Below are 20,811 nucleotides of genomic sequence, written 5' to 3'. Positions count from 1 at the left end.
GGTTCCAGACGGCGACGGCAAGCGTACAGCGGGAACGGGGCGAATCCGCGACCGGAGCGGCGACTTTCGGTGCCGAACGCACCGTTCCGGCGACCGCCGAGACTCGTACCACACATGACTCGAAACCGCGAGCGGATCGACGTCGGCGTGATCGGCGTCGGTTCGATGGGGCACCACCACGCTCGAGTGTACAGCGAGTTGCCGGAGGCGACGCTGGTCGGCGTCGCCGATACCGATGCGGACCGGGCAACCGCCGTTGCGAGCGAGTACGGTACCGCGGCGATGGATCGCGAGTCGCTTTTGGACGCCGTCGACGCCGTCTCCGTCGTCGTCCCCACGCAGTACCACTACGAGGTGGCGACCGCCTGTCTGGACGCCGACGTCGCGACGTTCGTCGAGAAGCCGGTCCTTGGGTCACTGGAGCGAGCCGATGAGTTTCGGTCCCGAATCGAAGCCGCCGACGTTCCGTTTCAGGTCGGCCACATCGAGCGGTTCAATCCGGCCGTCGTCGAACTCGAGACGATCCTCGAGGAGTGTGCGATCGCAAGCGTTCGTGCCCGACGGCTGGGGCCTCCGGTAGACAGGGAGGTGGGAAACAGTGTCGTCCGCGACTTAATGATCCATGACATCGACATCGTGCTGTCGCTGCTCCGGGACGATCCGGTCTCGGTAGCCGCTGCCGGCGTCGACGGGAACGGACACGCCGCGGCGCTGCTCGAGTTCGACGGCGGGACGATGGCGTCGCTGACCGCGAGCCGAAAGACACAGCGCAAGGTTCGAACGCTCGAGATCACCGCCGAGGAGTGTTTCATCGAACTGGACTACCTCGGCCAGTCGATCGAAATCCATCGGAACTCGGTGCCGGAGTACATCGAAACGGACGGGGACGTCCGATTCAAACACGAACGGCTCATCGAGCGCCCGGCGGTCCCGGGCGGCGAACCACTCCGGATGGAACTCGAATCGTTCCTCGAGACGGTCGCGACCGAGAAGCCGCCGGCGGTGCCGGTCGACGAGGCGCTCGCGGCGCTCTCGGTCGCGATGGCGATCGAACGGGAAACGGAGCGAGCGACGATGCCGGACGGACTCGAGTTCGACCGGTAGTCCCGTCGCTGGGTGTCGCCGGCCCCATCGGTCACGCTTTCGCATGGCCCACGAGCGATTCGATGTCGCGTCGGTACTCGGTTGCGATCACGTCCCACGAGTAGTTCGCCCGGACGTACGGCCGGGCGTTTCGCCGACACCGCTCGTAGAGTTCGTCGTCGCCCCGCAACCGTCTGACCGCGGCGGCCAACGCTCCGTCGTCCTCGGGTTCGAACACGAGTCCGGTCTCGCTTTCCTCGACGATGCGTGCTGCCTCCCCGCGAACGCCGAGCGCGATCGGAGTCCCGCTCGCCAGCGCCTCGAACAGTTTGGAGGGGATCGCCGAGCGGAACAGGTCCCGATCCTTCAGGTGAACGAGCGAAACGTCGGTCAGATCGAGGAAGTCCGGGACCTCGGTCTTGGGCCGTCGGCCGACGAACAGGACGTTCTCGAGGCCCCTCTCGTTGGCCTCCCGCTCGAGTCGATCCGCGTGTGCTCCGAACCCGACGACGACGAACAGGACGTTCTCGGTTCCCCGAAAGCGTTCTGCCGCATCGAGAACGACCTCGAGTCCGTGTGCCCGCCCGACGGTGCCGACGTACGACACCACGAACCGATCGGCGAGTTTCCCGCGGAGGGGGTCCGCCACCTGCCATTCGTCGTCGGAGCGGTCGAAAAACGACGGATCGACCCCGTTCGGATGGACCCAGATGTCGTCCGTATCGACTCCCGTGGCGGCAACCGCCGGCACGAACCCGCGGGAAACGACGGCGATCCGGTCCGCGCGCGAATACAGGAACTCGACCAGCAGATCGAGTCCGGTGACGACGAGATCGTTATCGAAATCGCTTACCGCGGTGATGCTTTCCGGCCAGAGATCCCGGACTTCGAAGACGAAGCGGGCGCGGCGGATCCGGGCGATGAGCCAGCCGATAACGCCGGTAAACGGTTGTGGCGACGTCGCGACGACGACGTCCGGATCGAGGTATCGTAGGCCGACGACCGTCCCGACGAGCATGAACCAGACGAACTTCACCGACCGCCACAGGAACCCCTCGTTGGAGGCGGGGATCGTTTTCGTCGTGTAGACGGTGACGCCGTCCCGTTCTTCCCGGGTGAGCCAGTCGTTTTCGTACCCGTCGTACACCTCTCCTTCGGGGTAATCGGGGGCGGCGGTGAGGACCGTCACGGAGTGGCCGTCGCGTGCCCACCGTTTCGTCAACTCCCCGACGCGGGTCGATGCAGCCCCGGTTTCCGGCGGGTAATACTGGGTAACAAACAGGATCGCGTGTGAATCATCCGAGCACGTCATAGTCGTTCGAGCGCGTCGTCGGCTTTGCGGTCCGGTCGGTGGGGTCGATAGGGAGGCGTTCGCAGCGAACCCGACAGTACGAACCCGACCGGAATCGAGTCGGCGGACGGGATCGCGAGAACGGCCGTCAGGACGGTCCCGAGTATGGCGATGTAGACGAGTAACCGACGTCTCCACCCGGATCGCGTCCGAACGGCCGAAGCGAGACGGCCGACGAGATCGGCTACCTTCGACGCGGAACCGGCAGCTTCGAGCCGTCGAACCGTTCGCTCGAGCGTCAGGATCACCGGCCCGACGGTTCGCGTTTCGGTGAGGTCGACGACGATGACGTTCGTCGCCGGCTCCGTGGTGAGCCACTGGTAGCCCGCCGAAGCCGTCGCGTACCGCCTGAGCCGCGCTCCGCCGTCGGCGAGTCGCGCGTTCGCCGCTGTCCGCCGGAACCATCTGCCGGCAGCCACGGCGGCCGCGTACCCGGAACTCGCTTTCGAGTCGGCGAACGCCCGTTCGAGGTCGACTCGGTCCGGTACGAACGGGCGACTGCGTGCGAACGCGGACCCTTCGGCCGCGCTGTCCAGTTGTGCTCTGATCTCGCGCCCTCTCTTCAGGACGGTCGAGCCCTCTCGGAGGCGGTCGAGGCAACTCATCGGACTAGTCGATCGAGGTAACGTCGCCGTCGACGGTGACCGTCCCGAAATCGAGCGCGACGGACGTGCCGACTTCGAGGCGCTCCCCGCGGAACTCGAGGCCGGTATCGGTTTCGACCGTCCGCAACTCGACCGTCAACGTCACGTCCTCGTTTCGCGGGTGTTCGCGTTCGTAGATGTCGCCACCCTCGCTCTCGAGGACGACGCTCGCGGGGTCCCGTTCGATCCCGGTGATCGTCGCGATCGTCTCCCCGCGGGCAGTCTCGGACATGTTCTCCTCGAGCGCCGCCGCGACGGCGGGCGGGACGTTCTCGAGTTCGATCTCGGCGTCGGTGGTGGTTTCGTTGATCGACAGCGTCGGCTCTTCGGTGTCGATCGCCGTTATCGTTCCAGTCATGGCGTAGGTTCCCAGATCCAGCGCGAGTTCGTGACCCAGCAGGAGGGGATCGCCGGCGACCTGAAAGACGTCCCGGTCCGCCGTCTCGCGGGCTAGGCCGTCGACTTCCGCGCGGATCGTCGCCCGTGACACGGAGCCGTTCGCGTGGTCCGGTGCCGAAGGGCTGACGTAGACGTCGGTCACCGTAACGGTCTCGCCGGTCCCGCTGATCGCCGCGGTGTCGCCTTCTTCGAGTCGATCGAGCACGTAGTCGTATTGCGTGCCGAGGTCGAGCGTCACGAACCTCGTCTCCGCCTCGCCGGGAGCCGCCTGTGTTTCGCCGGTCTCCGGGTCGTCGCCGACGCTCGAGACGACCGCGATCCCCGCGACGAGCACGGCAAGACCCAGCACGACCACCAGCGCGTCGATGACGTTGACGAGGCCGAAGAGGTTCCCGTTTTCGTCGATCAGTGGCATGGCTCTCCGAGCGAGCGACCGAGTGGAGCCGACCCGTGGTGTCCGCCTCGAGCGGCTGTCACACGGACGGGAACCGGTACGTCCTCTCGTCTGACGGATCCGCGGTCTCGATGTAGCACACCGGGTCGCATGGCACACTCCACATCGTGATCCGGTAAATAATTTCGTCCATGTAGGGCGTTGATACCACCGAAATCGACCGGTAGAGTATGACTATCCCGATGCTGGCCTTCCGATTCGCTCGGTACGGGACCGCTACGTCCCGGGAACGGACTGCGTACCGTTTCCGGAACGTGTCCCCCGTCGAGCGGGCCGATCTACTCGACGGTGACGCTTTTCGCGAGGTTTCGTGGTTTGTCGATCGACCGATCGAGCTGGTTCGCCATCCAGTAGGACACCAGCTGGAGCTGGACGTTCGCGAGGATCGGGGTGAACCGACGGTGGGTTTCCGGGATCCGGAGCACGTGATCGACGTCGGCTGCGACCGCCTCGCTTGCGTCCGTGACGGCGATCACCGGTGCCCCTCGAGACGCGACTTCGTTTACGTTTCCGAGCATCGTCTCCGCGTTCGAGTCGCGGGAGATCACGGCGAAGACCGGCGTCCGTTCGGTCACGAGCGCCAGCGGTCCGTGTTTCAACTCGCCGGCGGGGAACCCCTCGGCGTGTTTGTAGGTGATCTCTTTCATCTTGAGCGCGCCCTCGAGCGCCACCGGTGCGCTGTACCCGCGACCGATGACGAAATACGCGTCGGCAGCTGCGTACTCGGATGCGATCGTTCGCGCGCGTGATTCGTCCAGCACCGACTGGATCCGGTCGGGCAAGTCCCTGAGTGCGGCGACGACTTCCCGGGACCGTTCACCCGTCAGCCCGCTCGAGAGCATCGCTAACGCGACCTGCTGTGTGACGAAGGTCTTGGTCGCTGCGACGCCGATCTCCGGTCCGGCCCGGATGTACATCGCGTGGTCGGTCTCCCGTGGCGCGGAACTCCCGACGACGTTCGTCACCGCAAGCGTCGTCGCGCCGGCCCTGTTCGCGTCCCGGAGGGCACGGAGGGTATCGGCAGTCTCGCCGCTCTGGGTCACCCCGACGACCAGCGTCCCGTCGTCGACGGGAACCGCGTCGGCGTCGTACTCGCTGGCAAGAAACGCCGTTGCCGGCACCGATCGCTCCCGGAACAACCGCGCGCCGTACAGTGACGCGTGATACGACGTTCCACAGGCCACGAACTGGATCCGGTCCGGCCGTTCGACGTCCTCGAGCGCGTCGATCGAGACGTCCCCGGTCAGTTCCTGCGGCCGACCGCGGAGACAGTTGCGGATCGCCCGGGGCTGTTCGTGGATCTCTTTGAGCGTGTAATGCTCGTAGCCGCTTTTGCCCGCGTCTTCCGGCTCCCACTCGACGGTTTCGACCGAGACGTCGACGCAGGCACCCCGTTCGTCCGTGATCTCGACGCCGGACGGCCGTATCGACGCGACGTGTCCGTCGTCGAGATACGTGACGGCGTCCGTGTACTCGAGAAACGCCGGCACGTCGCTGGCGAGGAAGTACCCGTCGTCGTCGATGCCGACGACGAGCGGCGAGCGGTTTCGCGCGGCGTAGACCGTCTCGTGGCCGGCGTAGGTCGCCGCAACCGCGTAACTCCCCTCGAGTCTGTCTATCGCCCATCGAAACGCCGTTTCGGCGTCGTCGCCCCGCTCGAGGGCCGATTCGATCAGGTGGGGGATGACCTCGGTGTCGGTTTCGCTGTCGAACTCGTGGCCGTCCGTCTCGAGTGATTCCCGCAGCGCCCGGTAGTTGTCGATGATGCCGTTGTGAGCGACCGCGACGCGGCCGGTGCAGTCGGTGTGTGGATGTGCGTTCGCGTCCGACGGGCTGCCGTGCGTGCTCCACCGGGTGTGGCCGATCCCCGCGACCCCGTCGAGTGGCTCGTCCGGTAGCGCGCCTTCGAGTGCGGAGAGGTCCCCTTCCCGCTTGTAGACGGCCAGCGACGAGTTCGAAACGGCCATGCCCGCTGAGTCGTAGCCACGGTACTCGAGGCTCGACAGCCCGTCCAGTAGCACCTCCTGGACGTTTCGGTCGGCCCGCCGTCCGACGTAGCCGATCAGTCCACACACGGGGACCCCACCTCCGTTCGATCCGGCTGCGTCGTCCGAACGACCGCCATCACGCCGGCGATCCGGTCACACCGAGACTCGTGAACCGGGATCGTCGCGGGTACTCTCGGGTGCGACCACGCTCGAGCCAACGGGCGGGGCTGGCCCGAACCAACGACGACGCCAGCAGTGTCGACATCCATACCCGCCCGTTCCGAGTGGGGTGTCGTTTGCTCCTGTGATCGTTCCGTCAACGAAATATCCAATATCGGCTGCCGTTCTCGGACGGTATCGATCGGTTCGGCTGGGAAGCCGTCTATTAGCGGATAAACGCGCTCTTCCATCGACCGATCCGGTCGCCGTGTTGATGGGATCGGGTCCGCTATTGGACCCCGAATTCACACCAAAAGCCTCACCCGGCGGAAGCGTCGTCCCGTCGATCCGGTCGCTCCGCTCGTCGAAATCATCGTTTTAGTGATCGTTTCGCCGTTCCTCGGCGGTCTTTCCGTGAACCGACGACGATACGGACGGTTTCGACCCGAAACCTCCGGAGTCGCGAAGAAACAGTGGAAACGAGGTATTCGAGTACGTCGATCGAACGGTAGCCGCAAAGCGTCCACTTACGCCGCGGCCCAGACGTTCGTCGCGGCGACGGAACCGAACTGGAGGTTCTGGTTCTCCTGCATCGTCACCTGTGCGGAGTCGGCGCTTCCGCCGTCCTCCGCGACCGCGACGGCAGCCTGCTGTTCGTTGACGTTCTCCTGTGTAACGAACTGGACCATCTCGATCTGTGCACTCGCTTGCTGTTCGACGTCGTTGGTCTGTGTCGTGTCGTAGTCGTACGCGATCCCGTTGAGTTCGTCCACGTCGCCACCTTCGAGGGTCACGCTCGTGGTTTCGGACTGGATAACGCTATCGTGCTTGTAGCCGGGCCCCGCGTAGACGTTCAACGCATCGGCGTGGCCGATCTGTGCGTTGATGTTTTGCTGGTGGGCCAGTTGCACTGCGGTCGCAGTGCTTTCGTTGGTTGCGATCGCCATCGCAGTGCTCTGCAGATTGACGTTCATCTGCTCGATCTCCTGGCTCTGGGTCACTTCCGAAGTCGCCGACTGGATGTCGCCGACGCCTTTCCGGTGGAAGTCGCCTTCCTTGCCCTCGAGTTTCTCGAGGGTCTTCTGGCTGTCGACGACCGTGTTGCCGCCGTCCGTTCCGGCGGTTGCGACGTTCATGCCGGGCATCGAGGTGAAGACGTTCGTGGCGCTGGCGTTGCCGAGCTGTTCGTTGAGGTTTGCCTGTTCGGTGAACTGGATGGCCGTCGCGGTACTTCCCTCGCCGACGGAGATAGCGACGGAGCCGTCCTGTTCGTTGACGTTCATCTGGTCGCTTTCCTGGCCCTGTGTCACCTCGGCGACGGTCGCCTGTCCCGCGCTGGGACCGCTGCCCGACTTCTGGTGGTCGCCGGTCTTGTCGGCAAATTTCCCGTCGCCAACGTAGACGTTCGTCGCGTTAGCGACCCCCTGTTGCAGGTTCTGGTTTGTCTGATAGGATTGCTGTACCGCGGTCGCCTCGCTTCCGTTCGCTGCAAGCGCGAACGCGACGTTCTGTTCGTTGTAGTTCAACTGCCCGACCGCCTGTGCCTGCGTGACGACGGCTTCGGCCGTCTGATCCGTGTCGACGTTCGTTTTGTCGCCTTTCTTGTCGGCGATCCCCCAGCCGTCGAACTGCTTTCCGTCGCTGTCGCCGAGAATGATGTAGACGTTTCCGACGTCCTCGAACTGGGTCGTCTGTCCCTGGATGTTCTCGGCCGCTGCGTCGGCGAACTGATCGTTACTGTTCAGTTGCGACGCCTCCTGGATCGCAGTCGCTTCACCGCCGTCGATCGAAATGGAGGTCGCGTTCGCCTGCTGGTTGATGTTGACCTGGTCGACGTCCTGGTACTGGGAGACCTCGGCGTCCGAAACCTGCTCGCCCGACGCGTGCGCTTCGATGTACTCCTCGAGCGACATCTCACCGAGATCAGCACCGAAAACGAGGTACAGTTCTTCACCGTCTTCGAGCGCGTGGACGGCCTCCGAGTTCGGTTCGTCGCTCCCTGCAGCCGCCGGCACTGCCGCGCCGGCAACGATCATCGATAGGGCGACTATACACGCCATCAGAACCGTCGTACACTGTGAACGTATCGTCGTCGTGGTAGTCATGATTCGTGTGACTCGAGCCGTGAGAGTCTTTTCTTTCTGCATCTCCACGGCGCAAACCTTCCTATCCCGATGACGGACTTTGTTATCTGTCAGTTGATCTGCCGATGCAAGCGCCTACTCGAGCGAAGCGAGTCGCTTTCCGCTAGAAACCGGCTCCTTCGGCTCGGCCCCGTGCGAGTAGGTGGCGCGTGTGACCTCGTGAGCGCCTCGGACGCGCTCGAGCCAGCGGCAGTACCGCGACGGGAGCCGATCGTATCGCCTCGAAAGATTGTTTCAGTGACCGAAGTCGACTGTTACGTGGCGGCTCGAACGGGGCGTGCCGATCACCGGACGCCGCACGGCGATCGAGGCCCCGGTCCGGCCATGCCGACGCCGACTGGAACGGTCAGTGGAACGTTTTCCTCACCGACCTGATTCTCGGTTTCAGGTCCGCTAACGCGAGTATGCGGCCCGAAACCGTTGTTCGGATTCAAGTAGCACACGGTGGGAGCATCGACCGGGCAACGCGTCACATCGGGGAGTTGGCGATCCCTACTGCAACGAGCGGTCACGCGGTCGAACGCACGCGGTTCGTTACGGAACGGGTAACGCCGCCCCGCTCGTGATGCGTGCCTTACGAACACAACAATGTCTACGAAACGCACCTTCGCAATCACACTGACGGTAGCGATGATCGGCACCCTCGCGTTTATGGGGCTTGCCGGAACGGCAGCGGCACACGATCAGCCAGAACAGGCCGAACCGGTCGAACCGGTGGTTATCGAAGAGGAGGAGGAAGTGGCTCCGACCGTCGAGCAGATCTCGACCGCAACGGTCCCACAGACACAGGAGGTCGATCAGACTAACGTCGGCGTGCAGGCCGCCAATCAGGAGGCACAGCAGAACGCGACCGGCATCGCCGGTGATGCGAACGTGAACGTCAACGTCGCCAACACCGACGGTACCTCCACCGTCGAGGTCGGCACGACCGGCGACCAGACGATCCAGCAAGACATCAACCAGGAGCAGACCCAGACGAACGATAACGAGCAGGCCGGCGCAGCTGCAGCCTTCAACCTCCTCGAGTAAGTCCTCCGTTTCCGCTCGTCCCGTATCTCGACGTTTACTTTTTGCCCGCGACGCCACCGCAACCGGGACGGTTCGGTCTTGAACGACGATACGGAGTACGGCCGTTCGCCGGTCGCTTCCGCTCGAGCGATTCGCCACCGGAGCCACACATATGTAACACGTACTACCGGTCACCCGGCCGGAGACTCAGGTGTACGCTGACGTGTCCGTCGGTAGGGTTGTCACTCGTCGAAGCTATCGCAAAAAAAGAACGTATCAGCGCTTCTCAGTCCGAAATTTGACGCGAAACCGTTGCCCGGATTGATATCGGTTTCTGTGCTGACTGTCACTCGGGCAACGGGTCACGATGCGGGGATCGGTAGTAGCTCTCCGTGACGAGCGCCAGTTTCGCGACACCCCGTGCGCCCGTGACGAACCACGAACCATGAACCGGACACTCGCAATCACGCTTACAGTAGCGATGATCGGCAGCCTCGCGTTTATGGGGCTTGCCGGAACGGCAGCGGCACACGAGGGACCGGAACCGGCCGAGCCGGTTACCGTCGAAGAAGACGTCACGAACCTCGTGCAGTCGTCGACTGCGGACGTGACGCAGGCACAGGAAGTCAACCAGCAGAACTTCGGTGAACAGTCCGCCCAACAGGACGCCGATCAGAACTCGACCGGCATCGGCGGTGACCCGATCATCAACGTCGGGATCACCGACGGGACTGACGGCAGTCTGACCATCGATATCGGTACGACTGGTGACCAGACGATCGAGCAGAACGTCAACCAGGAGATGTCCCAGTCGAACCAGAACAGTCAGGTCGGTGAAGCGACGGCCTTCAACGTCCTCGGATAACCCTTCCGAGTCGCACATCGCCTTTTTTGATCGGCTGGCGGTCCGTTCCTAGTCACTCGCGACCGCTCGTTTGTAGTCGTTACTCGTGGTCGAGTGTCTCGAGTGCGGCCGCCTCGGCCCGCCGAACGACCTCACGGATCGCCAGCCCCGTTTCTCGGGCGACCGTGCTGGCGTCGTCGTACTCGGCGCTGACGTCGTAGACCTCGCCGTCGGCGTCGCGTGCGATCTTCACGGCGATCGCGTGCGTTTCGTCGTCGATCTCGAGGTCGACCGTCTCGAACTCCCGGGTCGCGATCCAGCGGTGGGTTACTCCGGCGTCGCGGACGCCCAGCGTTCCGGTCTCTTCGGCGAGCCGCCGTGCGACACGCGTTCGATCCGCCGGCTTGCAGATCACCTTCACGAGGTGGCCCGGGCGGGACTTTTTCATCGTCGCCGGGAGGATCGACACGTCACGCGCTCCCGCGTCGGCGAGCGTCTCCTGGAGGCCGCCGAGTACCTCGGGGGTTGCGTCGTCGAGGTTCGTCTCGAGGACGGCGATGTCGTCGGCGACGAGTTCGCCCTCGCTCGTCCCGACGAGTGCCCGAAGCACGTTCGGATGAGGATCGAGGTCGTAGCCGCCGGCACCGTAGCCGGAACCGGCCAGCGAAAGCGACGGAAGCGTTTCGACGCCGTCGGCGACGTGACCGAGTATCGCCGCGCCCGTCGGCGTCAGCAACTCCGCGTCGACCGGCCCGCCACGGAGCGACCAGTCGGCCCGCTGGGCGATCTCGACGACCGCCGGCGTCGGGACGGGATACTCGCCGTGGCTCATCGAAACCGACCCCCCGCCCGTCGCGAGCGGGGTCGTAACGACTCGATCCGGATCGAGATCGTGGAGGAGGGCGACCGCGCCGACGATGTCCGCGATCGCGTCGTCGGCACCGACCTCGTGGAAGTGAATCTCCTCGAGGGACTCGCCGTGGACGCTCGCCTCGGCGGTCCCGAGCAGTTCGAAGATCGAAAGGGCGTCCCGTTCGACCTCTCGGTCGAGGTCCATTTCCTCGACGATCTCGCGGACCTCGAGATAGCTGCGGTGGGGGCCGTGTCCCTCCGCGTGGACGCCCTCGGAGCCGTGTGAGTGCTCGTGGGTGTGTGCGTCGCCGTGGTCGTGTGAGTGCTCGTGGGTGTGTGCGTCGCCGTGGTCGTGTGAGTGCTCGTGGGTGTGGTGATCGCTGTGCTGGGATTCATCACCCTCGCTTTCGGATCCGTGCTGGTGGGCGTGATCGCTCGTCGCGTCCGTCGCGTCGGTCAGTACCACGTCGACCGACGTCGCGCTAATGCCACACTTGACCGCGTCGTCGATTCGATACTCGAGGTCGAGCGCGTCAGCTACGGGCTCGAGCGCGTCGGGATCGGCCCCGGCGTCGAGCAGGGCGGCGAGGATCATGTCACCGCTTGCACCCATACGGCCGTCGAACGCGAGCAGTCTCATAGCGACGAGGGGGAGGGGAACGATGAAAAAACCACCCGCTCGGAGCCGCCGAAGTACCCCTCAAAACACACCGCTGCCGACACTTCTATGTACCTGCCATCCCCACATTGAAATGGTAGCATCTAGCACAACCGGGGCTAGCAAAAAACCTATCCGATCCCGAATCGGAGTGATTGACATCGCCGTCCATCCCGAATCATGAATGAAGTTCAACTGGAGGTTGCCAAGGCGTACCCGAACGACTCGGGTCGTGGTATCGCCCGACTCGACCCGGACACGCTGTTGCATTTGAAGCTGAGTCCGGGCGACATCATCGAGATCGAAGGTGCGGACACCACCGCCGCGAAGGTGTGGCGCGCTGACCGGCAGGACTGGAACACCGATACGGTCCGTATCGACGGCTTCACCCGACAAAACGCCGACGTCGGCATCGGCGAGCGGGTGACCATCCGGAAAGCGGAAGCGACGAAGGCCGACAAACTCGTGCTCGCGCCGCCGGAGGAAGCGTCGGTACAGTTCGGTTCCGACGCCGCCGGCATGGTGAAACGCCAGATTCTGAAGCGACCGGTCGTCGGCCGTGACATCGTGCCGGTGATGTCCTCGACGAACCATCCGTTCATGCGGTCGCCGGGACAGGCTATCCCGCTGATCGCCGTCGAGACCGAGCCCGAAGGCGTCGTTTTGATCACCGAAGACACCGACGTCGAACTCCGCGAAGAGCCGATCTCCGGGTTCGAGAAGACCGGCGGCGGCATCACCTACGAGGACATCGGCGGACTCCAAAACGAGATCCAGCGGGTCCGCGAGATGGTCGAACTGCCGATGAAACACCCTCAGATCTTCAAGAAACTGGGGATCGAGCCGCCACAGGGCGTGTTACTTCACGGGCCGCCCGGCACCGGGAAGACGCTGCTTGCCAAGGCCGTCGCCAACGAAACCTCCGCGAGCTTCTTCTCTATCGCCGGCCCGGAGATCATCTCGAAGTACTACGGCGAGTCCGAACAACAGTTACGCGAGATCTTCGAGGACGCAAGCGAGGAGTCGCCGGCGATCATCTTCATCGACGAACTCGACTCAATCGCGCCGAAACGGGAGGACGTCACCGGCGAGGTCGAACGGCGCGTCGTCGCCCAACTGCTGACCATGATGGACGGTCTCGAGGCCCGCGGGCAGGTCATCGTCATCGCGGCGACCAACCGCGTCGACAGCGTCGATCCTGCCTTGCGTCGGCCGGGCCGGTTCGATCGCGAGATAGAGATCGGCGTCCCCGACGAGACGGGCCGCGAGGAGATCCTCCAGATCCACACGCGCGGGATGCCCCTTTCGGACGACGTCAACCTCTCGCATCTGGCCGACGAGACCCACGGCTTCGTCGGTGCCGACATCGAGTCGCTGACGAAGGAAGCCGCGATGAAGGCCCTGCGCCGGTACCTGCCGGAGATCGACTTAGACGAGGAGGACATCCCCCCGAGCCTGATCGACCGGATGATCGTCAAACGCGAGGACTTCCGTGGCGCGTTAAACGAGGTCGAACCCTCGGCCATGCGGGAGGTCCTCGTCGAGTTACCCAAAATCTCCTGGGACGACGTCGGGGGACTCCACGAGGCCAAAGATCAGGTGCAGGAATCCGTCGAGTGGCCGCTGAACAACCCCGAGCGGTTCGACCGGCTGGGGATCGATCCGCCGGCCGGCGTGTTGCTGTACGGCCCGCCCGGCACCGGGAAGACGCTCATGGCCAAGGCCGTCGCCAACGAGACCAACGCGAACTTCATCTCGGTGCGTGGGCCACAACTGCTCTCGAAGTGGGTCGGCGAATCGGAGAAGGCCATCCGCCAGACCTTCCGCAAGGCCCGTCAGGTCTCGCCGACGGTGATTTTCTTCGACGAACTCGACGCCCTCGCGCCGGGCCGTGGCGGCGGCGAAACCGGCTCCAACGTCTCCGAGCGGGTCGTCAATCAGCTGTTGACCGAACTCGACGGGCTCGAGGAGATGGAGAACGTGATGGTCATCGGCGCGACCAACCGGCCCGACATGATCGATCCCGCCTTGTTGCGCTCGGGACGGTTCGATCGGCTTGTCATGATCGGCGAACCCGACGTCGACGGCCGCGAGCGGATCCTCGAGATCCACACCCAGGAGACGCCGCTTGCCGCGGACGTCACGCTGCGTGAGATCGCCGAGATCACGGACGGCTACGTCGGCAGCGACCTCGAGTCGATCGCCCGCGAGGCGGCCATCGAAGCCTTGCGCGAGGACGAGGAGGCCGACGTCGTCGAGATGCGCCACTTCCGGCAGGCCATGGAGAACGTCAGGCCGACGATCACCGACGACATCCTCGACTACTACGAGCGGATCGAAGAGGAGTTCCAAGGCGGCTCGAGCGGGCCGGACCCGACGGGTCGTCGCGGCAGCCGCATCGGATTCCAGTAACGGCGTCGACCGGCCGACGCCGCGTTCGTCAGCCATCCGATCCCTTTTCGCCGACCTCGAGTCGGGGTTCCACCGCTCCCGGTACGATCGACGTACAACGGCCTGTTGCCCGCGGTAGCCGGTCCTTACGAACGCGGTACGGTCGTCGCCGTCGCCCCTGTGGCCGGCCTCGCCCGGTCCACTGATAGCTCGGGGCCGACCGATTCAGCCCGGGCGTATTCGGATGAATCTTCTCCAACCGAGCGAAACGGTCGCGCCGATATATCCGTCCGCGAGGGAAACGATCCGTTCGCCAGCAGGTGTTTCGATGTCCGATCCGTCAACGGCGCGCGACCGACGGTCCTCGTCCGGAACCGAATCGGCCGGCAACACGAGCAGCGACCCCGCAACCGAGCAGGGAACGCTCGAGCGAACCGTGCCGGAACTGGCGAAGCCGATCCGCGTGACGGGGTTTTGGGCGGCGATCGTGCTGCCGTTCGTTCACGTTCCGTTGCTGTTTGTCGGTCTATCGACGCCCTTCCGAACGACGGTGTTTTTCACGCTGCTTGCGGTCAACCTCGTCGCACTCTACGTCGGCCACTCCCATCGGCGGTCGTGATCGGTCCGTCACTCGCCCAGGCCGAGGCGCTTGACGTGGTCGAACTCCTCCCGGATCGCCCGTCGTTTGACGAGGACGAACCCGACGGCGATGAGTCCGAACCCGACGATCGTCGCCGTGTCGACGACCTCGCCGAGGTAGAGCCAGCCGACGACGGCCGCGAAGACGGGGGCGACGTACGAGACCATGTTGATCTCGACGGCACCCAATCGATCGAGCAGATCGAAGTACAGCAGGAAACCGACGGCGCTCGCGATCAACGCCAGGTAGCCGAGCGCGCCGATCGCTTCGGGGTCGAGCCACGTCGCGGGCTCGATCGGTTCGCCGAGTGCGAGGCTCACGCCGTGCATCAAGAGCGCGCCGCCGAGCATCGACCACGCTTCCATCGTCTCGATCGGAAGCGAGGCGTCGATACGCCGGGTGAGAACGCTCCCGAGCGCGAACGAGCCGGCGGCACAGAAGACGAGGACCTTCGCGACGACGTCGGTTGCGAGCAGGTTCGAGGGATCGGGCTGGGCGATGACGCCGACGCCCGCGAGTCCGACGACCACGCCCACGACGCCGACGACCGACAGCGCGTCGGTCGGCATCAGGAGTCGGGCGAACCCGGTGGTCAAGACGGGCGAGAGGCTCACGAGGATCGCGGCCGCCGCGGCCGTCGTGTTCTGCTGGCCGACGAACAGGAACGCGTGGTAGGCCCCGATCAGTAACACGGCCCCGACGGCGACGGCCGCCCACTCGTCCCGACGCCGGGGACGCCACTGGTCGACGGCGGCCGCCGCGTACGCGAGCATCACGAGTCCCGCAACGTCGTACCGAAGGGCCGCAAACAGCACGGGCGGGAAGTATTTCAGTCCCGCACTGATCGCCACGAACGCCGTTCCCCAGCAGGCCGCAAGCGTCAGGAAAAGCCCGAAGTTTCGATATCGAGTCACAGCGGTGCTCTCGTCGCCGCCATGCTATGCGTTTCGGTCCGAAACCGGGTCGGCAACGCTTACCGGCGGCCGTTGCTAACCGCCTGAACAGCCATCAGGAAAACCGCCACCGAATCAGAGGACGGGCCGTTTCCGGATCTCCGGAACCTCCTCGGTCTGTTTGAACTGCTCGAGCAGCGGCTTGATGTCGTCGAACCCCTCCGCCAGCACGATATCGCCGCTCCGAAGGTCGTAGTCGATGATATCGTAATCCGCGAGCCGCGGCAGATGGTTGTGGACCAGGGTCACGTACACCCGCTGTCTGGCGTCTTTGTCGATCGCATCGACCGGCTCGTCCAGTTCCCAGGCGGCGACCTGAGTGATGAGATCCTCGAGGTTCGCCTGTCGGTCGGCCGCCAGTAGATAGAGCAGATAGCGGCGTTCGGACTCCGCCAGTAAGGAACAGGCAGCCTCCATTCGATCGGCACTCGTTCGGTTCATATCCCTTCCAAGCACCCAGTGGTATTACACCTGGTGCCAATACAGATTGGGTCCCGTTCGGGTTCGATGCCGGTTGACACGAGTAAACCGGACGCCACCGGCGGGTTCACGTGCCACCTCGATGCGAAGCGAACACACGTTTCGGGCGGACTGTCCGCCGTCGAAACGAACTCGGCCCGCGGAGAGAGGACAGCCCGCTGACCTACCACGAGTCCGGATCGACCGCGGCGTCCGGACGATCGCCGTAGAGGTGACAGGCCGCCGGATGCGGCCCCTCGTCGAGTTCCGGCCGATCACGCTCGCAGACGCTTTCGTACTCCGTGCGCAACCGCCGGGCGGCCGATTCCCAGTTCGAGGCTGCCAGTTCGGCGAGGGCGTCCTCGACGACCGCATCGTGACGCGGCGGGAGATCGCGCTCGAGCAGCCGGTCTTTCAGCGCCGCGACGAACCCCGGAACGTCGGTGTCCGGAACGCTCCCGTCCTCGAAATCGAACCGCCCGTCGCCGACCGTTTCGAGAGAGACGTCCCGGCGTTCGATCCGCTCGCGGAGGTCCATGATCGCACGGAAGTCGGCCTGATCGATTTCGACGTCGGCGGGCGGGACTACCATCGGACACCGCGTCCGGAACCGGCAGCCACTGGGTGGATCGCGCGGCGACGGAACGTCGCCGGCGAGCGTTTCCCTGTCGCGTGCTCGCTCGTCGGTCGAGGCCCGCGGGACGCTCTCGAGAAGCGCCTTCGTGTACGGGTGTTTCGGCTCGGTAAAGATCTCATCGACGGGACCGATCTCGACGATCTCGCCGAGGTACATGACGGCGACGCGATCGCAGACGTGTCGCACCACCGAGAGATCGTGGCTGATCAGCAGGTAGGTCAGATCGAACTCCGACTGGAGGTCGTCGAGCAGGTTCAGCACCTGCGCCTGGACCGAGACGTCGAGCGCCGAGGTCGGCTCGTCCAACACGAGGAATTCGGGTTCGAGCGCCAGCGCCCGCGCGATCCCGATCCGCTGGCGCTGGCCGCCCGAAAACTCGTGTGGGTACCGATCGAGTTGATCGGTCGAGAGGCCGACCCGCTCGAGGAGGTCCCGAACCCGGTCGCGCCGTTCCGATTCGGTGCCGACGTCGTGGACGTCGAGCGGTTGCTGGACGATCTCACCGCTCGTCATTCGGGGATCGAGACTCGAGAACGGGTCCTGAAAGACGACCTGTGCTTCCCGCCGGAAGTCGGTGAGGTCGCTCCCGTCGAGGTCGTAGATGTCGTGGCCGTCGAACTCGACCCGGCCGCCGGTCGGTTCCTGCAACCGCAGGAGCGTCTCGCCCGTCGTCGACTTTCCACAGCCGGACTCGCCGACGAGGCCGAGCGTCTCTCCGGGGTAGATATCGAAGCTCACTCCGTCGACCGCCCGGACCGCGACCGGCTCCGAGCCGAGCACCCGATCGAGAAGCGAGTCGTTCTCCCAGAAGTACTTCTGGAGGTCCTCGACGCGAACGAGCGGCTGTTCGGCGCTCACAGCCCATCACCTCCGGGCTCCTCGACGGTCGACTGTGTCCGTTCCGGTCGACCGTCGTCTTCGGTCCGGTCCGGGTCGGCGTGTTCGTCCGCGACAGCCCGTTCCGAATCGCCGAAGTACTCGTCCGGAAGCGCCCGCAACTCGTCGTAGTCCCGCTCCGCGAGCACGCACCGCACGGCGTGGTCGTCGCTGCCGTCGGCGTCGAACTCCGGCGGGTGCTCGAGACAGTCCTCCATCGCCTTCGGGCAGCGATCGGCGAAGTAACACCGGTCGCCCATCTCCGCGTCGAGCAGGCTCGGGACGTTTCCCGGAATCGGCTGGAGTCGACCGCCGGTCCCCTCGATGTCCGGAATCGATCCGAGCAGGCCCTCGGTGTAGGGATGGACGTGCTCGTCGAAGACGTCCTCGAGGGTGCCGCGCTCGACGATCTCGCCGGCGTACATCACGCCGACGCGGTCGCACATTCGCGCGATGACCCCGAGGTTGTGCGTGATCAGCAGGATCGTCATCCCGGTTTCCGCCTGCAGATCGTCGAGCAAGTCGAGCACCTGTGCCTGGATGGTCACGTCGAGTGCGGTCGTCGGCTCGTCGGCGATCAACACGTCGGGTTCGCCCGCAAGCGCCTGGGCGATCATCGCCCGCTGGAGCATCCCGCCGGAGTACTCGTGTGGGTACTCGTCGGCCCGCTCGACCGGGTCGGGGATGCCGACCAACTCGAGGAGTTCGATCGCCCGCTCGCGGCTCTCCTCGGAGACGTACCGTTTCGACGAGACGAACGGCGAGAGCGCAAACGAGCCCAGCGAGTACGCCGACGATTGCGTCCGCGCCCGCGTCGAGCGCGGATTCGCGCTGGCGCGACGCTGTACTTCGACGGCTTCGGCGAGCTGTTCGCCGACGGGGATCGTCGGGTTGAAACTGCTCTCGGGATCCTGAAAGATCATACTGAACGACGTCCCCCGGAGCGACGTCCGGATCCGTTCGGGAAGCTCGAGTAGGTTCACGAACGTTCCGTCGACGGCGTCGGGATAGTCATCCGCGACCGCCTCGGCCAGCTCGGCGTCGTTGTACCAGATTTCGCCGTCGGTGATCCGACCCGGCGATTCGATCAGATCGATGATCGATCGGGCGGTGACGCTTTTGCCCGACCCGCTCTCGCCGACGATCCCGAAGACGTCGCCGCGTTCGATCCGCAGGTCGAGATCCGAGACCGCGTTTACCTGTCCGTCCTGGGTGAAAAACCTGGTCGAGAGTCCGTTTATGCGTAGAATCTCCGCTGTCATCGTCCTTCCCCCTCGATGTTCGGATCGAGCGCGTCGCGGAGCCAGTCGCCAAGCAGGTTGACGCTGATCACCGAGAGCACGATCCCGATTCCCGGTACCATCGCGATCCACCAGCGGGTGCGCAGGTAGTCCTGGCCGCGCTGGATCTCGTAGCCCCACGAGAGCGTCGTCCCGGAGAAACCGAGAAACGACAGCGAACTCTCGAGGAGGATCACCGCGGCGACCTGGATCGTCGCGAGGACGATCACCGGCGTGAGGCTGTTGGGCAGAACGTGTTTGCGCAGGATCGTCCAGTTGCTCATCCCGATACTCCGTGCGGCTTTGACGTACTCTTCGTTGCGGACGGCCATCGCTTCCCCGCGGGCGACGCGGGCAAACCAGACCCACGTGACCAGCGCGACGACGAGCGTAACGGTGCCGGGGATGGCCGTACTCTCGGGCATTCCGTCGGCGAGTCCGGCCATCACGATCGGATCGGGGACCCCGATCCCCGCCGTTCCGAAGACGCCGATCAGGGCAAGCGCGAGCACGAGCGACGGGAACGCGAGCATCACGTCGGCGACCCGCATCATCACGTCGTCGACTCTGCCGCCGTAGTAGCCCGCGGTCAAGCCGAACGGCACGCCGATGAGGACGGCGAGTCCGGTGCCGAGCAGCCCGACGAGAAGCGACGTCCGGGCGCCGTACAGCAGCCGGGAAAAGACGTCCTGTCCGATGTTGTTCGTTCCGAGGATGTGTTCGCTGGTCGAGTCGACTTCGACTTCGACGAACTCGCCGTCTTCGCCGATTTCGGTGGTGTACTCCGTTCCGAGCGGCGGATACTCGTTTCCGTTCTCGTCGAGATACCCCGTCCGAGTCGGATCGTGGGTCGCCAACAGCGGGGCGAAGATCGCCATCAGGAGGATTCCGATCAGGAGCACGAGCCCGAGTTTCGCCAGCAGGCTCCGTCGAAGCTCCCGTTTCAGGTTCGACGTGATGCGGTCCGGTAGCGATATCATTCGTCGGTCACCCGTGGATCGAGCGACGCGTAGAGCGCGTCGACGGCGATGTTGATGAGGACGAAACTGATGCCGATGAAGACGATAATTCCCTGCATGAGCGGCCAATCTCGAGCGTTCAATGCCTGAATGAGGTAATCACCGAGCCCGGGCCAGTTGAAGACGGTCTCGGTGATGACTGCCCCGCCGATCAGCGTACCGAGTTGCAGTCCGAGCACGGTGATGATCGGGATCATCGTGTTCCGCAACACGTGCTTGTACCGGACCAGTACGGCGGGGAGACCCTTCGCCTGCGTCGCGGTGACGTACGGCTTGCCGATTTCGTCGATCATCCCGCTGCGGGTCAACCGCGTTATCAGCGCGGTGAAGTACGTTCCGAGCGTGATCGCCGGCAACGTGATGTGTCGCAGCCAGGTGAGCATGTCCGTCACGTAACCGGTCGTCACGAGGGTCATCGTTGCTTCGCCGAACCCGACCGGTCGCCGCCCGACCGGAAAGAGCCCGATCTGGACGGCAAACAGCAGGATCAGCATCAATCCCAGCCAGAAGTTCGGGGTCGAGATCCCGAGCAGGGAAAACAGCGTCGCCCCGTAATCGGACGGCTCGTTCCGGTGGGACGCGCTGATGACACCAAGCGGCACCGCGATGACGATCGCGATGATCGTCGCCGCAATCGCCAACTCGAGCGTCGCCGGTACCCGCTCTATGATCATCGCTTCGACCTCCCGTCCCGACTGGAAGGAGTAGCCGAGATCGCCGACGACCATTCCCTGCAGATAGTCGATGTACTGGACGTATATCGGCTCGTTCAGGCCGTACTGTTCCCTGACCTGTTCGCGGATGTTCGGGTCGGCCGCTTCACCCACGATCAGGTTCGCCGGATCACCGGGCGAGACCGCCCGGAGTCCGAACATGACCGTAATGACCCCCCAGACGACGAACACGCCCTGCAGGAGCCGTTTTATCAGAAATTTACCGAGCGCCATTTATGGTAGGTACCGACACACAGCT

Annotated in this window: 17 protein-coding genes; 5 read left to right on the top strand and 12 right to left on the bottom strand. The window is 64.6% G+C overall.

What is annotated here, in order from left to right:
* The first annotated feature begins 114 nt into the window (after window positions 1–114).
* The gene (locus TX80_RS18065; RefSeq protein ID WP_049924721.1) at window positions 115–1,104 is read left to right on the top strand and encodes a Gfo/Idh/MocA family protein; all 990 of its coding nucleotides are present in this window, start codon (window positions 115–117) and stop codon (window positions 1,102–1,104) included.
* 31 nt (window positions 1,105–1,135) lie between these two features.
* On the opposite strand, the gene TX80_RS18060 is transcribed toward TX80_RS18065, so the two are convergent.
* The 5 genes from TX80_RS18060 to TX80_RS18040 all read right to left on the bottom strand — a co-directional run bounded on the left by TX80_RS18060 (window position 1,136) and on the right by TX80_RS18040 (window position 8,138).
* On the bottom strand, window positions 1,136–2,395 hold the full coding sequence (locus TX80_RS18060; protein WP_049924720.1) for a glycosyltransferase family 4 protein: 1,260 nt from the start codon (window positions 2,393–2,395) through the stop codon (window positions 1,136–1,138).
* Window positions 2,392–3,039, bottom strand: a complete 648-nt coding sequence (locus tag TX80_RS18055; RefSeq protein ID WP_049924719.1) for a hypothetical protein — start codon at window positions 3,037–3,039, stop codon at window positions 2,392–2,394. Before TX80_RS18055 ends, TX80_RS18060 begins: the two co-directional genes overlap by 4 nt.
* A gap of 4 nt (window positions 3,040–3,043) precedes the next feature.
* On the bottom strand, window positions 3,044–3,892 hold the full coding sequence (locus TX80_RS18050; protein ID WP_049924718.1) for a DUF4330 family protein: 849 nt from the start codon (window positions 3,890–3,892) through the stop codon (window positions 3,044–3,046).
* A 317-nt stretch (window positions 3,893–4,209) separates the two neighbouring features.
* Window positions 4,210–6,006 (bottom strand): glutamine--fructose-6-phosphate transaminase (isomerizing), encoded by a 1,797-nt coding sequence (gene glmS, locus TX80_RS18045; RefSeq protein WP_049924717.1) that lies wholly within the window; start codon window positions 6,004–6,006, stop codon window positions 4,210–4,212.
* Window positions 6,007–6,605: 599 nt separating this feature from the next.
* The gene (locus TX80_RS18040; RefSeq protein WP_049924778.1) at window positions 6,606–8,138 is read right to left on the bottom strand and encodes a hypothetical protein; all 1,533 of its coding nucleotides are present in this window, start codon (window positions 8,136–8,138) and stop codon (window positions 6,606–6,608) included.
* 672 nt (window positions 8,139–8,810) lie between these two features.
* Between TX80_RS18040 and TX80_RS19580 the strand changes: the two genes are divergently transcribed.
* The gene (locus TX80_RS19580; protein WP_195893113.1) at window positions 8,811–9,251 is read left to right on the top strand and encodes a hypothetical protein; all 441 of its coding nucleotides are present in this window, start codon (window positions 8,811–8,813) and stop codon (window positions 9,249–9,251) included.
* Window positions 9,252–9,675: 424 nt separating this feature from the next.
* Window positions 9,676–10,095: a hypothetical protein gene (locus tag TX80_RS19885; RefSeq protein WP_049924715.1), complete on the top strand. Its 420-nt coding sequence runs from the start codon at window positions 9,676–9,678 to the stop codon at window positions 10,093–10,095.
* A gap of 79 nt (window positions 10,096–10,174) precedes the next feature.
* Here TX80_RS19885 and larC read toward each other — a convergent pair whose 3' ends face one another.
* Window positions 10,175–11,566, bottom strand: coding sequence for a nickel pincer cofactor biosynthesis protein LarC (gene larC / locus TX80_RS18025; RefSeq protein WP_049924714.1), 1,392 nt, complete (start codon window positions 11,564–11,566; stop codon window positions 10,175–10,177).
* Window positions 11,567–11,764: 198 nt separating this feature from the next.
* Here larC and TX80_RS18020 point away from each other — a divergent pair, with 198 nt between their 5' ends.
* Entirely contained in the window at window positions 11,765–13,996 is a 2,232-nt protein-coding gene (locus TX80_RS18020; RefSeq protein WP_049924713.1) for a CDC48 family AAA ATPase, read from the top strand.
* Window positions 13,997–14,303: 307 nt separating this feature from the next.
* Window positions 14,304–14,594, top strand: coding sequence for a hypothetical protein (locus TX80_RS18015; RefSeq protein ID WP_049924712.1), 291 nt, complete (start codon window positions 14,304–14,306; stop codon window positions 14,592–14,594).
* An 8-nt stretch (window positions 14,595–14,602) separates the two neighbouring features.
* Here the strand turns inward: TX80_RS18015 and TX80_RS18010 are convergent, their stop codons facing one another.
* The 6 genes from TX80_RS18010 to TX80_RS17985 all read right to left on the bottom strand — a co-directional run bounded on the left by TX80_RS18010 (window position 14,603) and on the right by TX80_RS17985 (window position 20,786).
* The gene (locus TX80_RS18010) at window positions 14,603–15,529 is read right to left on the bottom strand and encodes a DMT family transporter (RefSeq protein ID WP_049924711.1); all 927 of its coding nucleotides are present in this window, start codon (window positions 15,527–15,529) and stop codon (window positions 14,603–14,605) included.
* 114 nt (window positions 15,530–15,643) lie between these two features.
* Complete coding sequence (locus tag TX80_RS18005; RefSeq protein WP_049924710.1) at window positions 15,644–16,009, bottom strand: DUF7344 domain-containing protein; 366 nt, start codon at window positions 16,007–16,009, stop codon at window positions 15,644–15,646.
* Between the two features lie 202 nt (window positions 16,010–16,211).
* Window positions 16,212–17,522 (bottom strand): ABC transporter ATP-binding protein, encoded by a 1,311-nt coding sequence (locus tag TX80_RS18000; protein WP_049924709.1) that lies wholly within the window; start codon window positions 17,520–17,522, stop codon window positions 16,212–16,214.
* On the bottom strand, window positions 17,519–18,802 hold the full coding sequence (locus TX80_RS17995; RefSeq protein ID WP_049924708.1) for an ABC transporter ATP-binding protein: 1,284 nt from the start codon (window positions 18,800–18,802) through the stop codon (window positions 17,519–17,521). Before TX80_RS17995 ends, TX80_RS18000 begins: the two co-directional genes overlap by 4 nt.
* A complete protein-coding gene (locus TX80_RS17990; RefSeq protein WP_049924707.1) occupies window positions 18,799–19,800 on the bottom strand; it encodes an ABC transporter permease in 1,002 nt (333 codons plus the stop codon). Before TX80_RS17990 ends, TX80_RS17995 begins: the two co-directional genes overlap by 4 nt.
* Window positions 19,797–20,786: an ABC transporter permease gene (locus TX80_RS17985; RefSeq protein ID WP_049924706.1), complete on the bottom strand. Its 990-nt coding sequence runs from the start codon at window positions 20,784–20,786 to the stop codon at window positions 19,797–19,799. The genes TX80_RS17990 and TX80_RS17985 overlap by 4 nt, the downstream gene beginning before the upstream one ends.
* Between the last annotated feature and the right edge of the window lie 25 nt (window positions 20,787–20,811).

The organism is Halopiger djelfimassiliensis, assembly GCF_000455365.1.
Lineage (GTDB): Archaea > Halobacteriota > Halobacteria > Halobacteriales > Natrialbaceae > Halopiger_B > Halopiger_B djelfimassiliensis.
The sequence above is the reverse complement of the archived record's forward strand: the minus strand, read 5'-3'. Positions and strand labels throughout refer to the sequence as shown.